The 14,537-nt window shown below is 67.6% G+C and carries 14 protein-coding genes, 1 tRNA gene and 1 pseudogene; 4 read left to right on the top strand and 12 right to left on the bottom strand.

The window, feature by feature from the left end; translation table 11 throughout:
• Window positions 1–9: 9 nt before the first annotated feature.
• The 5 genes and pseudogenes from MBENS4_RS13440 to MBENS4_RS13460 form a co-directional block, all read right to left on the bottom strand.
• Window positions 10–1,224, bottom strand: a complete 1,215-nt coding sequence (locus MBENS4_RS13440) for a LysM peptidoglycan-binding domain-containing M23 family metallopeptidase (RefSeq protein WP_039391326.1) — start codon at window positions 1,222–1,224, stop codon at window positions 10–12.
• A complete protein-coding gene (surE, locus tag MBENS4_RS13445; protein WP_039391328.1) occupies window positions 1,221–1,985 on the bottom strand; it encodes a 5'/3'-nucleotidase SurE in 765 nt (254 codons plus the stop codon). Before surE ends, MBENS4_RS13440 begins: the two co-directional genes overlap by 4 nt.
• A gap of 76 nt (window positions 1,986–2,061) precedes the next feature.
• Window positions 2,062–3,470 (bottom strand): annotated as a pseudogene (gene serS, locus MBENS4_RS13450) (serine--tRNA ligase).
• A 65-nt stretch (window positions 3,471–3,535) separates the two neighbouring features.
• Window positions 3,536–3,727 (bottom strand): YgaP family membrane protein, encoded by a 192-nt coding sequence (locus MBENS4_RS25835; protein WP_039391330.1) that lies wholly within the window; start codon window positions 3,725–3,727, stop codon window positions 3,536–3,538.
• A gap of 131 nt (window positions 3,728–3,858) precedes the next feature.
• Window positions 3,859–3,933, bottom strand: a tRNA-Val gene (locus MBENS4_RS13460).
• A 105-nt stretch (window positions 3,934–4,038) separates the two neighbouring features.
• Here MBENS4_RS13460 and MBENS4_RS13465 point away from each other — a divergent pair.
• Window positions 4,039–4,326 (top strand): DUF3297 family protein, encoded by a 288-nt coding sequence (locus MBENS4_RS13465; RefSeq protein WP_039391332.1) that lies wholly within the window; start codon window positions 4,039–4,041, stop codon window positions 4,324–4,326.
• Window positions 4,327–4,363: 37 nt separating this feature from the next.
• Here MBENS4_RS13465 and MBENS4_RS13470 read toward each other — a convergent pair whose 3' ends face one another.
• On the bottom strand, window positions 4,364–5,005 hold the full coding sequence (locus tag MBENS4_RS13470; protein ID WP_239026537.1) for a CHAP domain-containing protein: 642 nt from the start codon (window positions 5,003–5,005) through the stop codon (window positions 4,364–4,366).
• Between the two features lie 128 nt (window positions 5,006–5,133).
• Between MBENS4_RS13470 and der the strand changes: the two genes are divergently transcribed.
• Window positions 5,134–6,516 carry a ribosome biogenesis GTPase Der gene (der, locus tag MBENS4_RS13475; RefSeq protein ID WP_039391334.1) on the top strand — a complete coding sequence of 461 codons (1,383 nt, stop codon included), beginning with the start codon at window positions 5,134–5,136 and terminating at the stop codon, window positions 6,514–6,516.
• A gap of 76 nt (window positions 6,517–6,592) precedes the next feature.
• Here the strand turns inward: der and MBENS4_RS13480 are convergent, their stop codons facing one another.
• The gene (locus MBENS4_RS13480) at window positions 6,593–7,756 is read right to left on the bottom strand and encodes an AI-2E family transporter (RefSeq protein WP_239026536.1); all 1,164 of its coding nucleotides are present in this window, start codon (window positions 7,754–7,756) and stop codon (window positions 6,593–6,595) included.
• Between the two features lie 125 nt (window positions 7,757–7,881).
• Here MBENS4_RS13480 and MBENS4_RS13485 point away from each other — a divergent pair, with 125 nt between their 5' ends.
• Complete coding sequence (locus tag MBENS4_RS13485; RefSeq protein ID WP_144400948.1) at window positions 7,882–9,987, top strand: S9 family peptidase; 2,106 nt, start codon at window positions 7,882–7,884, stop codon at window positions 9,985–9,987.
• Here MBENS4_RS13485 and MBENS4_RS13490 read toward each other — a convergent pair.
• From MBENS4_RS13490 to MBENS4_RS13505, 4 genes are all read right to left on the bottom strand, one after another.
• Window positions 9,968–11,035, bottom strand: coding sequence for an NAD(P)H-dependent flavin oxidoreductase (locus tag MBENS4_RS13490; protein ID WP_039391338.1), 1,068 nt, complete (start codon window positions 11,033–11,035; stop codon window positions 9,968–9,970). The genes MBENS4_RS13485 and MBENS4_RS13490 overlap by 20 nt on opposite strands.
• A 29-nt stretch (window positions 11,036–11,064) precedes the next feature.
• Window positions 11,065–11,544, bottom strand: coding sequence for a bacterioferritin (gene bfr / locus MBENS4_RS13495; protein WP_039391340.1), 480 nt, complete (start codon window positions 11,542–11,544; stop codon window positions 11,065–11,067).
• Window positions 11,545–11,684: 140 nt separating this feature from the next.
• Window positions 11,685–11,873 carry a (2Fe-2S)-binding protein gene (locus MBENS4_RS13500; protein WP_039392418.1) on the bottom strand — a complete coding sequence of 63 codons (189 nt, stop codon included), beginning with the start codon at window positions 11,871–11,873 and terminating at the stop codon, window positions 11,685–11,687.
• 68 nt (window positions 11,874–11,941) lie between these two features.
• Window positions 11,942–12,976: a DUF418 domain-containing protein gene (locus MBENS4_RS13505; RefSeq protein ID WP_242404896.1), complete on the bottom strand. Its 1,035-nt coding sequence runs from the start codon at window positions 12,974–12,976 to the stop codon at window positions 11,942–11,944.
• Between the two features lie 66 nt (window positions 12,977–13,042).
• Between MBENS4_RS13505 and MBENS4_RS26695 the strand changes: the two genes are divergently transcribed.
• Window positions 13,043–13,189 (top strand): hypothetical protein, encoded by a 147-nt coding sequence (locus tag MBENS4_RS26695; RefSeq protein WP_242404897.1) that lies wholly within the window; start codon window positions 13,043–13,045, stop codon window positions 13,187–13,189.
• A 34-nt stretch (window positions 13,190–13,223) separates the two neighbouring features.
• Here MBENS4_RS26695 and MBENS4_RS13510 read toward each other — a convergent pair whose 3' ends face one another.
• Entirely contained in the window at window positions 13,224–14,405 is a 1,182-nt protein-coding gene (locus MBENS4_RS13510) for an SPOR domain-containing protein (protein ID WP_242404898.1), read from the bottom strand.
• Between the last annotated feature and the right edge of the window lie 132 nt (window positions 14,406–14,537).

Raw genomic sequence — 14,537 nt, forward strand, 5'->3', positions numbered from 1 at the left:
GGCCAAGGCTTAGGGAGCCTTGGGCAATTCGTCCACCGGGTTCACCGGCGTGCCGTTGTGGCGGATCTCGAAGTGGAGCTCGTTGCCCTTGGCCTCGCCCGTATCGCCGACGAGGCCAATGCGCTCACCCTTGGCGACGTTGGTGCCGTTCTTGACGGTGATGCGGCTGAGGAAGGCGTAGGCGGTGAACCAGCCATCGCCGTGGTCGAGGACGACGAGGTTGCCGAACTGCTCCTTTTCCAGCCCGGCGAAACGCACGGTCCCTGCTGCGGCTGCGCGCACCATCGTGCCGCGGGCGGCCTTGATGTCGAGCCCGTCGTGATAGTCGCTCCCGGTCTTGAAGCCCTTGTTGATGGGGCCCTTTACCGGCCAGAGGAAGCGGGCGCTGGCTGCAGGGGCGGCAGGCTTGGACGCCGTGGCGGTCGGCGCAGGCGCTGGGCTGGCCTTGGCCGCGACTAGCGAGGGGATGACGAGTTCCTGCCCGGGACGCACGGCGGCGTCCGGTTCGATTCCGCTGGCCACGGCAATGGCGTCCCAAGGGACGCCGTATTTGAGCGCGATGGAAAAGCCGCTGTCGCCCTTGGCGACCGTGTGGCGGCGGGTGCGCGGAATGGCGAGGCGCTGGCCGACCTTGACGACGTAGGGCGGTTCGAGCCCGTTGGCCTCGGCGATCAGGACGCGCGCGACACCGGTGCGCTGGGCAATCCCGCCCAGCGTCTCGCCGCTCTTGACCAGGTAGGTCTCGCCCTTGAATTCGGGGGCGGGCTGCGAGGTCGGGGCGGGGGCAGGCTGCGCCTTGGGAGCCTGCGTGCCCGGAATGGTGAGCGTCTGCCCGATGCGCACCCCATAAGGCTCGGCAAGGCCGTTGGCACGGGCGAGCTCGGCCGGGGAGACGCCGGTGCGGTTGGCGATGCCGTTCAGGGTCTCCCCCGAGGTGACGGTGTAGGTGCGCGCCTCCCGAGCCGGTGCGGCCTTGGGGGCCGCGGCTCTGGGTGTGGCGGCGCTGCGCGGGATCGTCAGGCTCTGGCCGAGGCGCACGACATAGGGCGGCTCCAGCCCGTTGGCGCGCGCGAGCGCATCGGCCGAAACCCCTGCGCGGTTGGCGATGCCGTTCAGCGTCTCGCCGGGCGCGACAACGTGCGTGCTTTCCTGCGATGTGGGAGCAGCAACTGCGCAAGTGGGCAGCGCCAGCGCGAGGGCCAGCGCCCCGGTGAGGTGCCTCATGCCTCGAATCGCTGGGCAAGCGCGGCGAGCGAGGCCTCGTGCGTCAGGTCGAGCTGGAGCGGGGTGACCGAAACGAAGCCTTCCGAGGTGGCTTCAAGGTCGGTGTTGGCGCCGATCGTGTGCTCGATGCCCTGGAGGCCGAACCAGAAATAGGGGAAGCCGCGCGGGTCGACCGATTCGACAAGCGTGCCACGTTCGTAATCGTGGAAGCCCTGGCGCACGACGCGCACGCCCTTCACGTCCTTGCCCGGCAGCGCGGGGAAGTTGACGTTGAGGAGGGTGCGCGGGGCGAACTCGGCCTCCACCAGCGGCTTCAGCACCTTGGCTCCCCATTCCTCGGCTGCCGAGAAGCTGACGTCGTGGCCGGAATCGTTACGCGTGATGAGCTGGCTCATCGCAATGGCGGGAATGCCTGCCAGCGCGCCTTCCATCGCCGCCGAAACGGTGCCCGAATAGGTGATGTCATCGCCCAGGTTCGCGCCGCGGTTGACGCCCGAGAGGATGAGGTCGGGCTTGCCGGGCAGGACCTTGCGCAGCGCCATCGTCACCGAATCGGTGGGCGTGCCCGTCACCGAGAAGCGGCGCGGGGCATGTTCGCGCAGGCGCACCGGCCGGTTGAGCGTGAGCGAATGGCCCGCCCCCGACTGCTCTTCGCTCGGCGCGCAGATCCAGATGTCGTCCGAAAGCTGGGCGGCGATCTTCTCCAGCACGTAGAGTCCGGGGGCGTTGATGCCATCGTCGTTGGTGAGGAGGATACGCATGGAAATCTCGCAAGGGCAGTCGTTGACAGGTCGGGTGGGAAAAGGACGGGGCCTGTGCAGGGCCCCGTCACCTCTCTTAGCGGAGCGGGGTGAGGGCCTCGAGGCCGCCCATCCAGGGCTTGAGCACGTCAGGCACGCGCACCGAACCGTCCTCCTGCTGGTAGTTCTCCAGCACGGCGACGAGGGTGCGGCCCACGGCAAGGCCCGAGCCGTTGAGCGTGTGCAGGAACTCGGTCTTCTTCGAGCCTTCGGGCTTGTAGCGCGCGTTCATGCGGCGGGCCTGGAAGTCGCCGCAGTTCGAGATCGAGCTGATCTCGCGGTAGGCGCCCTGGCCGGGAAGCCAGACTTCAAGGTCGAAGGTCTTCTTCGCCGTCGCGCCCATGTCGCCGCTGCACAGCAGGACCTTGCGGTAGGGGAGCTCGAGCGCCTGGAGGATGCCTTCGGCCGCGGCCACCATCTTTTCGTGCTCGGCTTCGCTCTCCTCGGGGCGGCACACGGTGACAAGCTCGACCTTCTCGAACTGGTGCTGGCGGATGAAGCCGCGCGTGTCGCGCCCCGCCGCGCCCGCTTCCGAACGGAAGCAGGGGGTGAGCGCGGTCATGCGCAGGGGGAGTTCGGCGTTGTCGACGATCTCGTCGCGAACATAGTTCGTCAGGCTGACCTCAGCAGTGGGGATAAGCCAAAACTGCTCTTTCGTATCGGCTTCTTGCAGCATACCTTCGAGCTTCTGGCGGTGCTGGCCAGGTTGTGCTTCGGTCATCAGGTCTTCAAAATTGTTGGGCATCGCGTCCCAGAACAATTCGTCTCGTGTGCTCATGTCTGCCGCGAAAAAGAGGTCCGCAGAGAATTTGGGAAGCTGCCCGGTTCCATAAACGGCGTGGTCCTTGACCAGCAGCGGCACGTTGCATTCCATGAAGCCGTTGGTGGCGGTCTGCGTGTCGAGCATGAACTGGGCAAGCGCGCGGTGGAGGCGCGCCATCTGGCCTTTCAGGAACGTGAAACGCGCGCCCGAGATCTTCGCGCCGGTCTCGAAGTCGAGGCCGAGCGCGGGGCCGATGTCGGCGTGTTCCCTGGGCGTGAAGGCGTACGTGCCGGTGTGCCCCACTTGGCGACTTCGACGTTGTCGTTCTCGTCCGCGCCCTCGGGCACCTCGTCGACGGGGATGTTGGGGAGCGCGGCCAGCAGCTCGTTGAGCTGGGCGGTGACGGCCTTTTCCTCGGCCTCGAGCGCGGGCAGGCTCTCCTTGAGCGCGGCGACTTCGGCCTTGAGCGCCTCGGCGGTCGCGGTGTCGCCCTGGCCCATCGCCTTGCCGATGGCCTTGGAGGCCTCGTTGCGGCGGCTCTGGCCCTCCTGTGCGCGGGTGGCGAGCGCGCGGCGCTGCTCGTCGAGGGCCAGGATCTGGGCGGACTGCGGCTCTACCGAGCGACGCGCCATGCCGGCGTCGAAGGCTGCGGGATTCTCGCGGATCGAACGGATATCGTGCATGGGGCGGGCTATGCCGCCTCAGCCGTGCCGGCGCAAGCGGGAGAACGCGCCTGTCGGGGCTGGCGTCAGTCTCTGGGACAGGTGCGAATCCCCAGGAGGGTATAGAGCGGGCAGATCCGTACGAACCCGGTGACGAGCGGGATCACGCCGATCCAGCCCCACGGCGTCTTGGGTCCTACAAAAACCAGCGCGATCAGAACGATACCAAGCGCGATGCGAAGCAGGCGGTCGATCCCGCCGACATTGGCCTTGAACATGGCGTATCTCTCCCAGGGGATGATGGGAGGCAGATACACCAGGACGCACGAACGCCTATTGATGTCGCGCAATCTGCAAATGTCGGGAAAATCGCCTTGGTGCGAAGTTGAAACCATCCGGGGGGGGGGGATGGTGGGCGCGACAGGGATTGAACCTGTGACCCCACCCGTGTGAAGGGTGTGCTCTACCGCTGAGCTACGCGCCCGCTACCAAGTGCGGAAGGCGCCACTAGGCGATCCAAATGGGCTTGGCAAGCCCTCTTTTTCATCGCTTGATTGACAGGGGCGCAAGGGGCTCTAAATCGCACCCCATGACCGAAGAGACCACTGCCGGCCCCGACGTGCCGCCCGATCACATCGCGATCAACCCGCGCAGCCCGCACTTCGATGCGGAGAAGCTGCAGCGCGGCATCGGTATCCGATTCAAGGGTACCGTGCGCACCAACATCGAGGAATACTGCATTTCCGAGGGCTGGGTGCGCGTGCAGGCGGGCCGTTCGCTCGACCGCCACGGCAACCCGCTGACGATCAAGCTGAAAGGCCCGGTCGAAGCCTGGTACGAAGACCTCGGCGACGACGCACCGGTGGCCAAGGCCTGATTTCCTGGATTTCGTGAGGCGCTGTCCTCGCCGGACCTCAGAAGGCTCCGGCGATGATGGTGCCGATCGGATCGGACCGGGACGACGAGGCGGCCCTGATCGTCCTCGTGTCTTCGCTCCGATTCGCCGATGCCGTCCCGGTGCGCGCAAGCTGCGTGTGCGGAGCGGCGTTGTAGATGAAGCCATCGACCGGCCAGTGCGCGGCGCCCAGCGTCTGCGACGGGCCGTACCAGATGCGCACTTCGCTCCAGTCGCCGTTGGGCGACACGTCGAGCGCGGCCACGTCCCGCTCGACCTTGCCGGGGTAGGACCAGTTCGCGTGGGTTAGCAGCACCGTGCGCGAATCGATCACCTCGCTCACCATCGCAACATGGCCGTTGTGCGAATTGCCGTGCGGCCGGATCGCCATCACGGCCCCGACGCGCGGCGTATGGCCCCGCGCGTAGCGCCCCTTGGCCTGCGTCCACCAGGTATGGGCATCGCCCGAGAGGCGGATCCCGGAGACTTCGCGGGCGAAGGGCACGCATTCGAGCAGGCCTGAGGACGCGCGCTCGCGCACCTCGCTGATGTCGGCGCGGGCCCCGGCAGGGGCCGTGAACAGACCCCAGGCGGCGAGGCTGAAGGCCATGCAAAGCGCTGATCGGGCGGCGAATGTCCGTGCGGTGCGATGTTCCGTCATGGCTCCGGGTTTGCCCGGAGATAGTTATTCATGGACTGTCAGGTTCGGTTAACGGGCAGGTAAGAATTTGCCTTGCCTGCGCACAGTTCTTGCCAAACCGCTCCGAAGTCCCCAATCGGGTGGGAATCATGCTTCCACAAGTCATCATCATCGGCCGACCCAACGTCGGCAAGTCCACGCTGTTCAACCGGCTCGTCGGCAAGCGCCTTGCGCTTGTGGACGATCAGCCGGGCGTGACGCGCGACCGTCGCTTCGGCGATGCGCACCTCCTCGGCCTCGATTTCACCATCGTGGATACCGCCGGGTGGGAGGACGACGAGGCCGAAACGCTGCCCGGGCGCATGCGCCAGCAGACCGAGGCCGCGCTCGCCACGGCGGACGTTGCCCTCTTCGTGATGGACGCGCGCGCGGGCCTGACCCCGCTCGACGAGGAAATCGCGCAGTGGCTGCGCGCCTCGCCGGTGCCGGTCATCCTCCTTGCCAACAAGGCTGAAGGCCGTGCGGGCGAATCGGGCCTGCTCGAAGCCTATTCGCTGGGCCTGGGCGATCCGGTCGCGATCTCGGCCGAGCACGGCGAGGGAATGGGCGACCTCTTCGAGGGCCTGCTGCCCCATCTCGAGCCGCTCCAGCCGCCCGAAGAGGACGAACTGGAGGAAGAGGACGAGGAAGCGCTGCTGCGTGGCCCCCTCAAGCTGGCCATCGTCGGGCGACCCAACGCGGGCAAGTCCACGCTCATCAACCGCTATCTCAAGGAAGATCGCCTGCTCACCGGCCCCGAGGCCGGGATCACGCGCGATTCGATCGCGATCGACTGGGTCTGGCACGATCCCAAGACGGACGAGGACCGCGAGGTGCGCCTGATCGATACGGCGGGCATGCGCAAGAAGGCGCAGGTCACCGAGAAGCTGGAGCGCCTGGCCGTCCAGGACGCGCGCCACGCGATCGACTTTGCCGAAGTCGTCGTGCTCGTGCTCGATGCGACGCGCGGGCTTGAACACCAGGATCTCAAGATCGCCTCGATGGTGCTCGAGGAAGGCCGCGCGCTGATGATCGCGATCAACAAGTGGGACGTGGCCGAGGACGCCAGTTCGCTGTTCAACGGCATTCGCGATGCGCTGAACGAAGGGCTGGCGCAAGTGCGCGGCGTGCCGCTGCTGGCGATCTCGGGCCGCACCGGCAAGGGCCTCGACGAGCTCATGACGGCGGCCTTCTCGATCCGCGAGGCGTGGAGCCGGCGCGTGCCGACTTCGGCGCTCAACCGCTGGTTCGACGATGCGCTGTCGGCCAACCCGCCGCCCGCGCCCGGCGGCAAGCGCATCAAGCTGCGGTACATCACGCAGGCCAAGACCCGCCCGCCGGGCTTCGTCCTGTTCGGGACCCGTCTCGACATGCTGCCCGAAAGCTACAAGCGCTATCTCATCAACGGGATCCGGCGCGAGCTGGGCTTCGATGCGGTGCCGATCCGGCTCAACCTGCGCAGCGCGAAGAACCCTTTCGCAACCAAGAAGTAGGGGCGCAGGCCTCATACGCAAAAGCCCCCCGCAAGCCGCGCTTCCGGGGGGCTTTTTCGTGCGTAGGGCCCGCCGGTCAGCCCGGGTGGGCTTCGGCTTCGCTGCGGGCGGCGTCGGCCTCCTCCTCGCTGAGCGCGGTGTCGAGCGGACGGCGCGCTTCCTCGCGCTGCTCGCGCACGATGTTCCACATCGCAATGAACAGGGCCGCGATGACAGGCCCCACGATGAAGCCGTTGAGGCCGAAGAGCTGGAGCCCCGAGAGCGTTGCGATCAGCACCACGAAGTCGGGCAGGCGCGTGTCGCGACCGACCAGGATCGGGCGCAGGACGTTGTCGATCATGCCGATGATGAACATGCCCGCCAGGATCAGCACCACGCCCTGCCAGACCGCGCCGGTGGCAAGGAGATAGATCGCGACCGGGACCCACACGAGCCCGGTGCCCACGGCCGGAAGCAGCGAGAGAAAGCCCATCAGCACGCCCCACAGGAGCGCCCCCTCGATCCCCAGCAGGGAGAAGATGATCCCGCCGACAAGCCCCTGCATGACGGCGACGACCACCGTGCCCTTCATCGTCGCGCGCACGACGACGGTGAAGTGGGCAAAGAGCGAATCGCGCATCTTGGGGCGCAGCGGCATCGCGCCGCGCACGAGCTCGGTGTAGCGCTGCCCGTCGCGCAGCAGGAAGAAGGTGAGGTAGAGCATGACGCCCAGCGCGGCGAGGAAGCTGAGCGCGCCCTGGCCCAGCACCAGCGCCTGCGAGGCGACGGTCTGGAGCCCGGTGGTCACGCTCGATCCGAACATGCGGCGCAGTGTGTTGAAGTCGGTCAGGCCGTACTGGCGGATGAACTGGAGTATGCTGTCGGGTAGTGACCCCTCGATCTGCTTGAGCATGGCCGGGATCGAGATGTCGCCCGCCTTGATCTTGGCGTAGACCGCGGAGGCCTCGTTCACGAGGCTGATGCCGAGCACGATGGTGGGCAGGATGACCAGCGCCAGCAGCAGGATCAGGACCAGGGCGGCGGCCAGGTTCTTGCGCCCGCCGAGTGTGCCTGCGAGCTTGCGCGTCATCGGCTCGAACATGAGCGCGGCGACCACGCCCCACAAGACGGCGCCGAAGAAGGGCGCGACAAGATAGGCAAAGGCGAAAGTCACCAGGACGAGGAGGGCGACGTAGCCGCCGTCCTCGACTTCAAAGGCGGGCTTTTTCAACTGGGGCATCGGCTTCGTGTGCTCATCCATGAAAGTGCCGGCCTTTCCATCATGGCCGTGCGAAAGTCATAGCGAGGGTGGATTTTTTCACGGCGAGGCGCAAGACTTGGCGCGTCCGAAGTATGGGGAGAAAGACCGTGGCCGCAAAGCGTTGGATGATGTTCGTGGCAAGTGCCGTGGCCGTAGGCGTCCCGTACGCGCCAGGCGCGCTGGCGCAGGAAGCTCCCGCCGCCGCCGCCGCAGAGGCCGGGCCCGAGCGCGGCTTCGTGCCCAGCGACCTCTTCCGCCTCCAGGGGGTGACCGATCCGCAGATCTCGCCCGATGGCAAGCAGGTGGTCTACGTGCGCCAGGCCGCCGACATCATGACCGACCGCGCCGTGCCCTCGCTCTGGCTGGTCGACGTGGCAAGCGGCATGCAGCGCCCGCTGGTGGCGGGCAAGGGCGCGCACTTCGCGCCGCGCTGGTCGCCCGATGGCGCGCGCCTGGCCTATATCTCCAGCGATGGCGAGGGCGCGCCGCAGCTGCATGTGCTCTGGATGGAAGGGGGCGCGGATGTCGCCGTGACGGGCCTTCCCGACAGTCCGGGCAGCCTCGCCTGGTCGCCCGATGGGAGCCAGATTGCCTATGCGACGCGGGTTCCGGGCGAAGGGCTTTCACTGGGCTCCGCCCCCTCGGGCAAGCCGGAAGGGGCGCAGTGGGCCGAGCCGCTGGAAGTCATCGACAAGGTCACCTACCGCAGCGATGGCGGCGGTTACGTCAAGCCGGGCACGGCGCATGTCTTCGTGGTTCCGGCGACGGGCGGCGCGCCGCGCCAGCTGACCTTCGGAAACTTTGCAGATGAGGGCGGGCTTGCCTGGAGCGGGGATGGCACGCGCATCTTCTTTACCGGCAACCGCAAGGCCGACTGGGAGGTGAAGCCCTCCGACGGCGAGATCTACGCCGTTGATGTGGCCAGCGGCGTCGTGAGCGCGATGACCAGCCGGTTCGGTCCCGATGCGGGGCCGCTGGTTTCGCCCGATGGCCAGCGCATCGCCTACTTCGGTTTCGACGACGCGCTCCACTCCTACACCAACACCGAGCTTTACGTGATGAACGCCGATGGCAGCGCCAAGCGCTCGCTGACGGGTGCGCATGACCTCAGCATCGACGATGCGATCTGGGTGGGCAATTCGACGCTCTACGTGCTCTACGACGAGAAGGGCGTGCGCAAGGTCGGCAATGTGGGCCTCGATGGATCGCTCAAGGTCCTGGTCGAGGGGCTGACACAGGGCGGGCACTTCGACCGGCCCTATACGGGCGGCAGCTTCTCGGTCTCGAAGGGCGGGCGCATCGCCTATACCGCGAATGGCACCGACCGCCCGGCGGACCTGTGGGTCAGCAGCGGGGGCGGAAAGGGCGAGCGCCTGACCGACCTCAATGGTTCGTGGATCGACCACAAGGCGATGGCGCCGGTGCGCAAGCTGGCCGTGACCGCGCCCGACGGACGGCCCGTCGATGCCTGGCTGGTCACGCCGCCAGGACTCGCGCCGGGCGAAAAGGCGCCGCTGATCCTGGAGATCCACGGCGGGCCGATGTCGGCCTACAGCGGGACCTTCTCGACCGATTACCAGCTTTACGCGGCGCACGGCTATGCAGTCCTCTACACCAACCCGCGCGGCTCGACGTCCTATGGTGAGGAGTTCGCCCGGCTGATCGACCGCAACTACCCGGGCCCCGACTACGAGGACCTGATGGCCGCCGTCGACGCCGCGATTGCGGACGGGGTGGCCGATCCCGACAACTTGTTCGTCACCGGCGGTTCGGGCGGGGGCGTGCTGACCGCCTGGGTCGTGGGCAAGACCGACCGTTTCAAGGCGGCCGCCTCGCAGAAACCGGTGATCGACTGGGGCAGCTTCACGCTGACCTCCGACGGCGCGCCGGTCTACCACGACCACTGGTTCGACAAGCCGGTCTGGGAAGAGCCGATGGTCTACTGGAAGCGCTCGCCGCTCAGCCTGGTGGGCAATGTGACGACGCCCACGCTCGTGGTGGTGGGCGCGGAGGACTACCGCACGCCGGTCAGCGAATCGGAGCAGTACTATACCGCGCTCAAGATCCGGGGCGTGCCGACCGCGCTGGTGAAGGTGCCCGGCGCGAGCCATGGCGGGATCGCGGCGCGGCCTTCACAGTCGGCGGCAAAGGCCTCGGCGATCCTCGACTGGTTCGACCGGTACCGCACCGATACCCGAACCGCGCAGATGCCTACGCCGGGCGCTGAATAGCGGCGAGTTCGGCCCCCAGGGTGCGGACGAGATCGGCCGCGCCCATCGGGCGCACGCGCGGGGCGCCGGTCCCGGCCCACTGCGCGCCGTAGCCGGTCTCTCCAGCGGCTTTCGCGGCCGCGTTGAGCGCTTTTCCGGCGTCGTAGGCACGCGGATATGCGGGCACGTCGGGCAGGCCGGGAATCTGCGCCAGAGCGGTGAAGTCATTGGCAAGGCAGCGCGCGGGCCGCCCCGAGATGAGGCGCGTCATCACCGTCTCGTAGGCCGCATCGGAGGCAAGGCGCGCGCGGTAGGCGGCGTCGCTCGCGCTTTCGGGGCAGGCGAGGAAGGCGGTGCCCATCTGGACGGCGGCGGCTCCGGCTTCGAGCGCGTCGGCGATGCCGCGCCCATCCATGATGCCGCCCGCCGCGATAACGGGCAGTTCGCCCCAGGCGACAAGATCGGCAAGGAGCTGCGCGGTGGAGAGCTGCGCGTCCTGCGCCTCGGGATCGAATACGCCGCGATGGCCGCCCGCTTCCCACCCTTGCGCAATCACCATGTCGATCCCGGCCCGGCGCGCCGCTTCGGCTTCCGCGCGCGAGGTCACGCTGGCCAGCAGCCGGGAGCCTGCGGCCTTCATCGCGGCAATGGCGGGGGCTTCGGGCAGGCCGAAGTGGAAGCTGACGACGCGCGGGGCGGCGGCCAGAACCACGCCGAGCATGGCCGCGTTGCCGGTGAAGCTGTCGTAGATGGTGGAGAGCTTTGCGGGCGGCGCGGCGCCGAAGGCGGCAAAGCGCGTGCGCAAGGCGTCAAGCCAGGCAGCCTCGCGGGCAAGGTCGACGGCGGCAGGCGCGTGGGCAAAGAGGTTGACGTTGAAGGGCCGGTCGGTGCGGCTGGCAAGGTCCGCGAGCGCCGCGGCGGCTCCGGCCGGATCGAGGTGGCCGATGGCGAGCGAGCCGAGCGCACCGGCGCGGCAGACTTGCGCGGCAAGGGCGGGCGTCGAGGTGCCCGCCATCGGGGCCTGGATCAGCGGAAGGGCAAGATCCAGGCCTTTGCAGAAGTCCGTCATCGCGCGCGGTGCGTCCGGTTCGTGTCGGCTCAGGCCTGGGCGGCCTCGCTCTGGAGCTGGCAGTAGTTCTGCAGGCCCATGCGCGCGATCATGTCGAACTGCTTTTCCAGGTAGTCGACGTGCTCTTCCTCGCTCTCGAGGATGCGCTCGAAGATCTCGCGGCTGACGTAGTCGCGCACCGCTTCACAGTGGGCGATGGCTTCCTTGAGGAGCGGGATCGCGTCATGCTCGAGCGCGAGGTCGCACTTGAGGATGTCTTCGACGTCCTCGCCCACGCGCAGCTTGCCGAGTGCCTGGAAGTTGGGGAGGCCATCGAGGAAGAGGATGCGGTCCGCCAGGATGTCGGCGTGCTTCATCTCGTCGATGGATTCGTGGCGCTCGTACTCGGCGAGCTTCTTGATCCCCCAGTTGTCGAGCATGCGGTAGTGCAGCCAGTACTGGTTGATCGCGGTAAGTTCGTTGAACAAGGCCTTGTTCAGGTAGTCGATGACCTGTGCGTCGCCCTTCATGGCGCATCTCCTGCTGGGAATTTGCGCGCGAGTATGATCGCCCAGACGCACATGGGCAAGGCAAGGCAATCGATTTTTACCCGCCTGTCCCGAGATGCGGGCAGGCTTTTTGCCAGTCTCTCAGCCGAATAGGAGAGACTTCAGGCCGCCGCGGGGTAGCTGGCGGCTTCCACTTCCTCGGCGATGATCTCTTCGGCCTCGTCGAGGCATTGTCCGCATTGGGGCTTGCGGCCCATGGCGGCGTAGACGGCTTCGGCATCGCCGTTCATACGCCGGGCGGCGCAGCGCAGGTCCTTCTCGCGGATGGCATTACAGATACATACGTACATGAGCGAATCCTCGTTGAGGTCCACTATACGCATGTGAGAATGGATCGCAATAGTATTGCTAACGATTCTTAGAAGCCGTTATGGAGCCAGCGTTTTTCGACCAGCGAGCGCCACAGCCACTCCAGCGGACCGCGCCGGAATCGCCTGAGAAACGGCGCGCTCAGCCCCAACATGAGCGCCCAGCCCAGAAGCACGAAGGGCACTTGCGCGGCGGGCCCGAAACGGGCGAACAGGCCCAGCCCCCAGCCGTAGAAGATGGCGGTCATGACCAGGCTGGTGGCGATGTAGTTGCTGAAGGCCATGCGCCCTGTCGCGATCAGGCGTTGCCCCAGGCGGGTGGGAGCAAGGCGGGGCGTGGCATGGACCAGCAGCGATGCGTAGCCCATCGCGGTGAGGAGGTGGGGGAGCGCGAGGCCCCAGGACAGGGCCGCCTCCATCGCGACCGGCGGGAAGTCATGGACAAGGGCCCAGGCTGTGAACGTCGCGCTGAAGGCAAGGCCGCTCAGGCCGCAGGCAAGGCCTGCGTAGAACCGCAGTTTTACCGCCTTTGCCGGATCGAAGAAGCCGCTGCGCACCAGCACCATGCCCAGGAGCATGAGCGGGAGCGTCTCGGAAAAGATGTTCCAGGTCATGCTCACCTGCCAGAACGGGCGCTCGCGCAGCTTGGCGAGGGCAAGCTCGAGATAGGTGTAACGCGCCTCGGTGAGATCCTCGGTGAGCCCTGTGCGGACCGCCTCGAACCAGGCGGCGACGCTTTTGGCCTGCGCCGCGCTGGCGTGGCCCTCGCGAAGGGCCGTCTCGGCCCGCACGAGCGGGGCCAGTTCGAACAGGCCCCACAGGTGCCATCCATAGAAGAGCGCGAGCGCCACGATCACCAGGGGGCGCGTGGGCAGGGGGCGCAGCATCAGCGCGGCGAGGCCGCACAGCGCATAGACAAAGAGGATATCGCCCCACCACAAGAGAACATAGTGGAGGAAACCGAAGCCCAGCAGCCAGGCGAGGCGTCGCACCTGCAGGACATCGCCATCCGCCCCGCGCCGCTCGGCGCTCTGCCAGAACAGCATCACGCCTGCACCAAAGAGCAGCGAGAAGAGCGCGCGCATCTTGCCCTCGAACAGGACGAGCGAGACCGCGAAGGCGGCGTTGTCCCAGGGCGAGGTGATCAGGGTATGCGCGCGGGTCAGGGCCGGGCTGATCGTGCCCGCAAGCGGGCCTGCAAACCCGGCAATATTGATGGCAAGGATGCCCAGAACCGCGACGCCGCGCAGCAGGTCGAGCGAGAGGAGCCGCGCTCCGGCGGCGACCTCCTCGGGTGAGGAGGCGCTGGGGCGGGCGGTGTCCGCGATGGGGTCAGTTCCGGGTCACGAGGCAGTCGTAGCCGCCCGCCTTGAGCTTGGCGCAGGCCGAACTCGCCGCGCTGCGCGAGGGATAGCCACTGGCGAAGAGCACGGTCAGGCGTCCGGCCGGTTCGGTGCGTCGGATGGCACCCTGGACCTCGGGGCGGGTGCGGACCTTGTTCCACAGCTTCTGGGCATTGCCCTCCACCCCGAAGGCACCGAGTTGCAATTCCCATGGCCCCGTCATGCGCGGTGTGGCCGGTTTCGCGGCAGGCGGCGTGGTTTCGCTGGTCGGTCGGCGCGCCGCCGGGGACGCCTTGGCCTTGGCCTTGGCTGTAGGTGCGGAACTGCCTGATCCGAACGCGACGCTGGGGGCTGGCCATGCGTTGGCCGCAGGGGCTGGGCGCGCGTAGTCGGCGCCCGCCTCGGCGGCGCTTGTACCGCGAGCGCGTGTCGAAGCTTGCGTGAGAGGATCGGCCTCGCGCGATGCGGTTAGCACCGCCGCAGCGGTGTCCTGTGAAGGGCCTGCAAGTTCGTTCGTCGTGGCCTGGCGTGTGCGCTCGGCCCGGCTCTCCTGCGCGAGCTGACCTGCGCGCGCGATGCCTTCCTGGCGCTGGTCGAGCGGGATGTAGCCGTCCATCTGCGCGAGGGCCTTGGTGGCCTGGGGCAGGCCGTCCTGCCGCGCCAGTGTCAGCAGGGCATAGGCTTCGACCCAGTCCTTGGGCACGAAGTCGCCGTTGAAGTGGGCGATGCCAAGGACGTACTGCGCGCGCGGATCGCCGCGACGGGCGGAAGCCTTGATGTAGGGCAGGGCCGTCTCGCGTTCGCCTTCCTGGAAGAGGAGCAGGCCATAGGTGTCGGCGGCCTGGACGTGGCCGAGCGCGGCGGCACGCCCGTAGAGGCTGCGCGCCTGGTCCAGGTCCTCGGGGACGCCGCGTCCCAGCTTGTAAGCCTGGGCAAGGTTGAACAGGGCGTCGGGATCGTCCTTCGCGGCAAGCGGTTGCCACAGGGCGACGGCCTCGGCGTAGTTTCCGGCCGACCAGGCATCGACGCCCGCCTTGACGTCTGCGCGGGCCGCAGCGCCTGTGTCCTGCGCCGCGTGTGCGGGCGGGCTCGCGGCGAGCAGTGCCAGTGCGGCGAATCCCCCCGTGAACGCGCGACGAAGCGGCAGGTGGGGGCGGCGGCAGTGGATCAAGGCAGGTCCCTTCGCGAATCTCATGGCGCAAGCATAGGAGGGCGCGCGACTTTTGTCCTCGCCTGCGGAGTCGCAGGTGCTTGCCCGCAATCTGCATGGGTCCGGTAAAGGCCGGGTTAGGGAAAAAGTCCC

The sequence above is a fragment of the Novosphingobium sp. MBES04 genome (assembly GCF_000813185.1).
GTDB classification, from domain to species: Bacteria; Pseudomonadota; Alphaproteobacteria; order Sphingomonadales; family Sphingomonadaceae; genus Novosphingobium; species Novosphingobium decolorationis.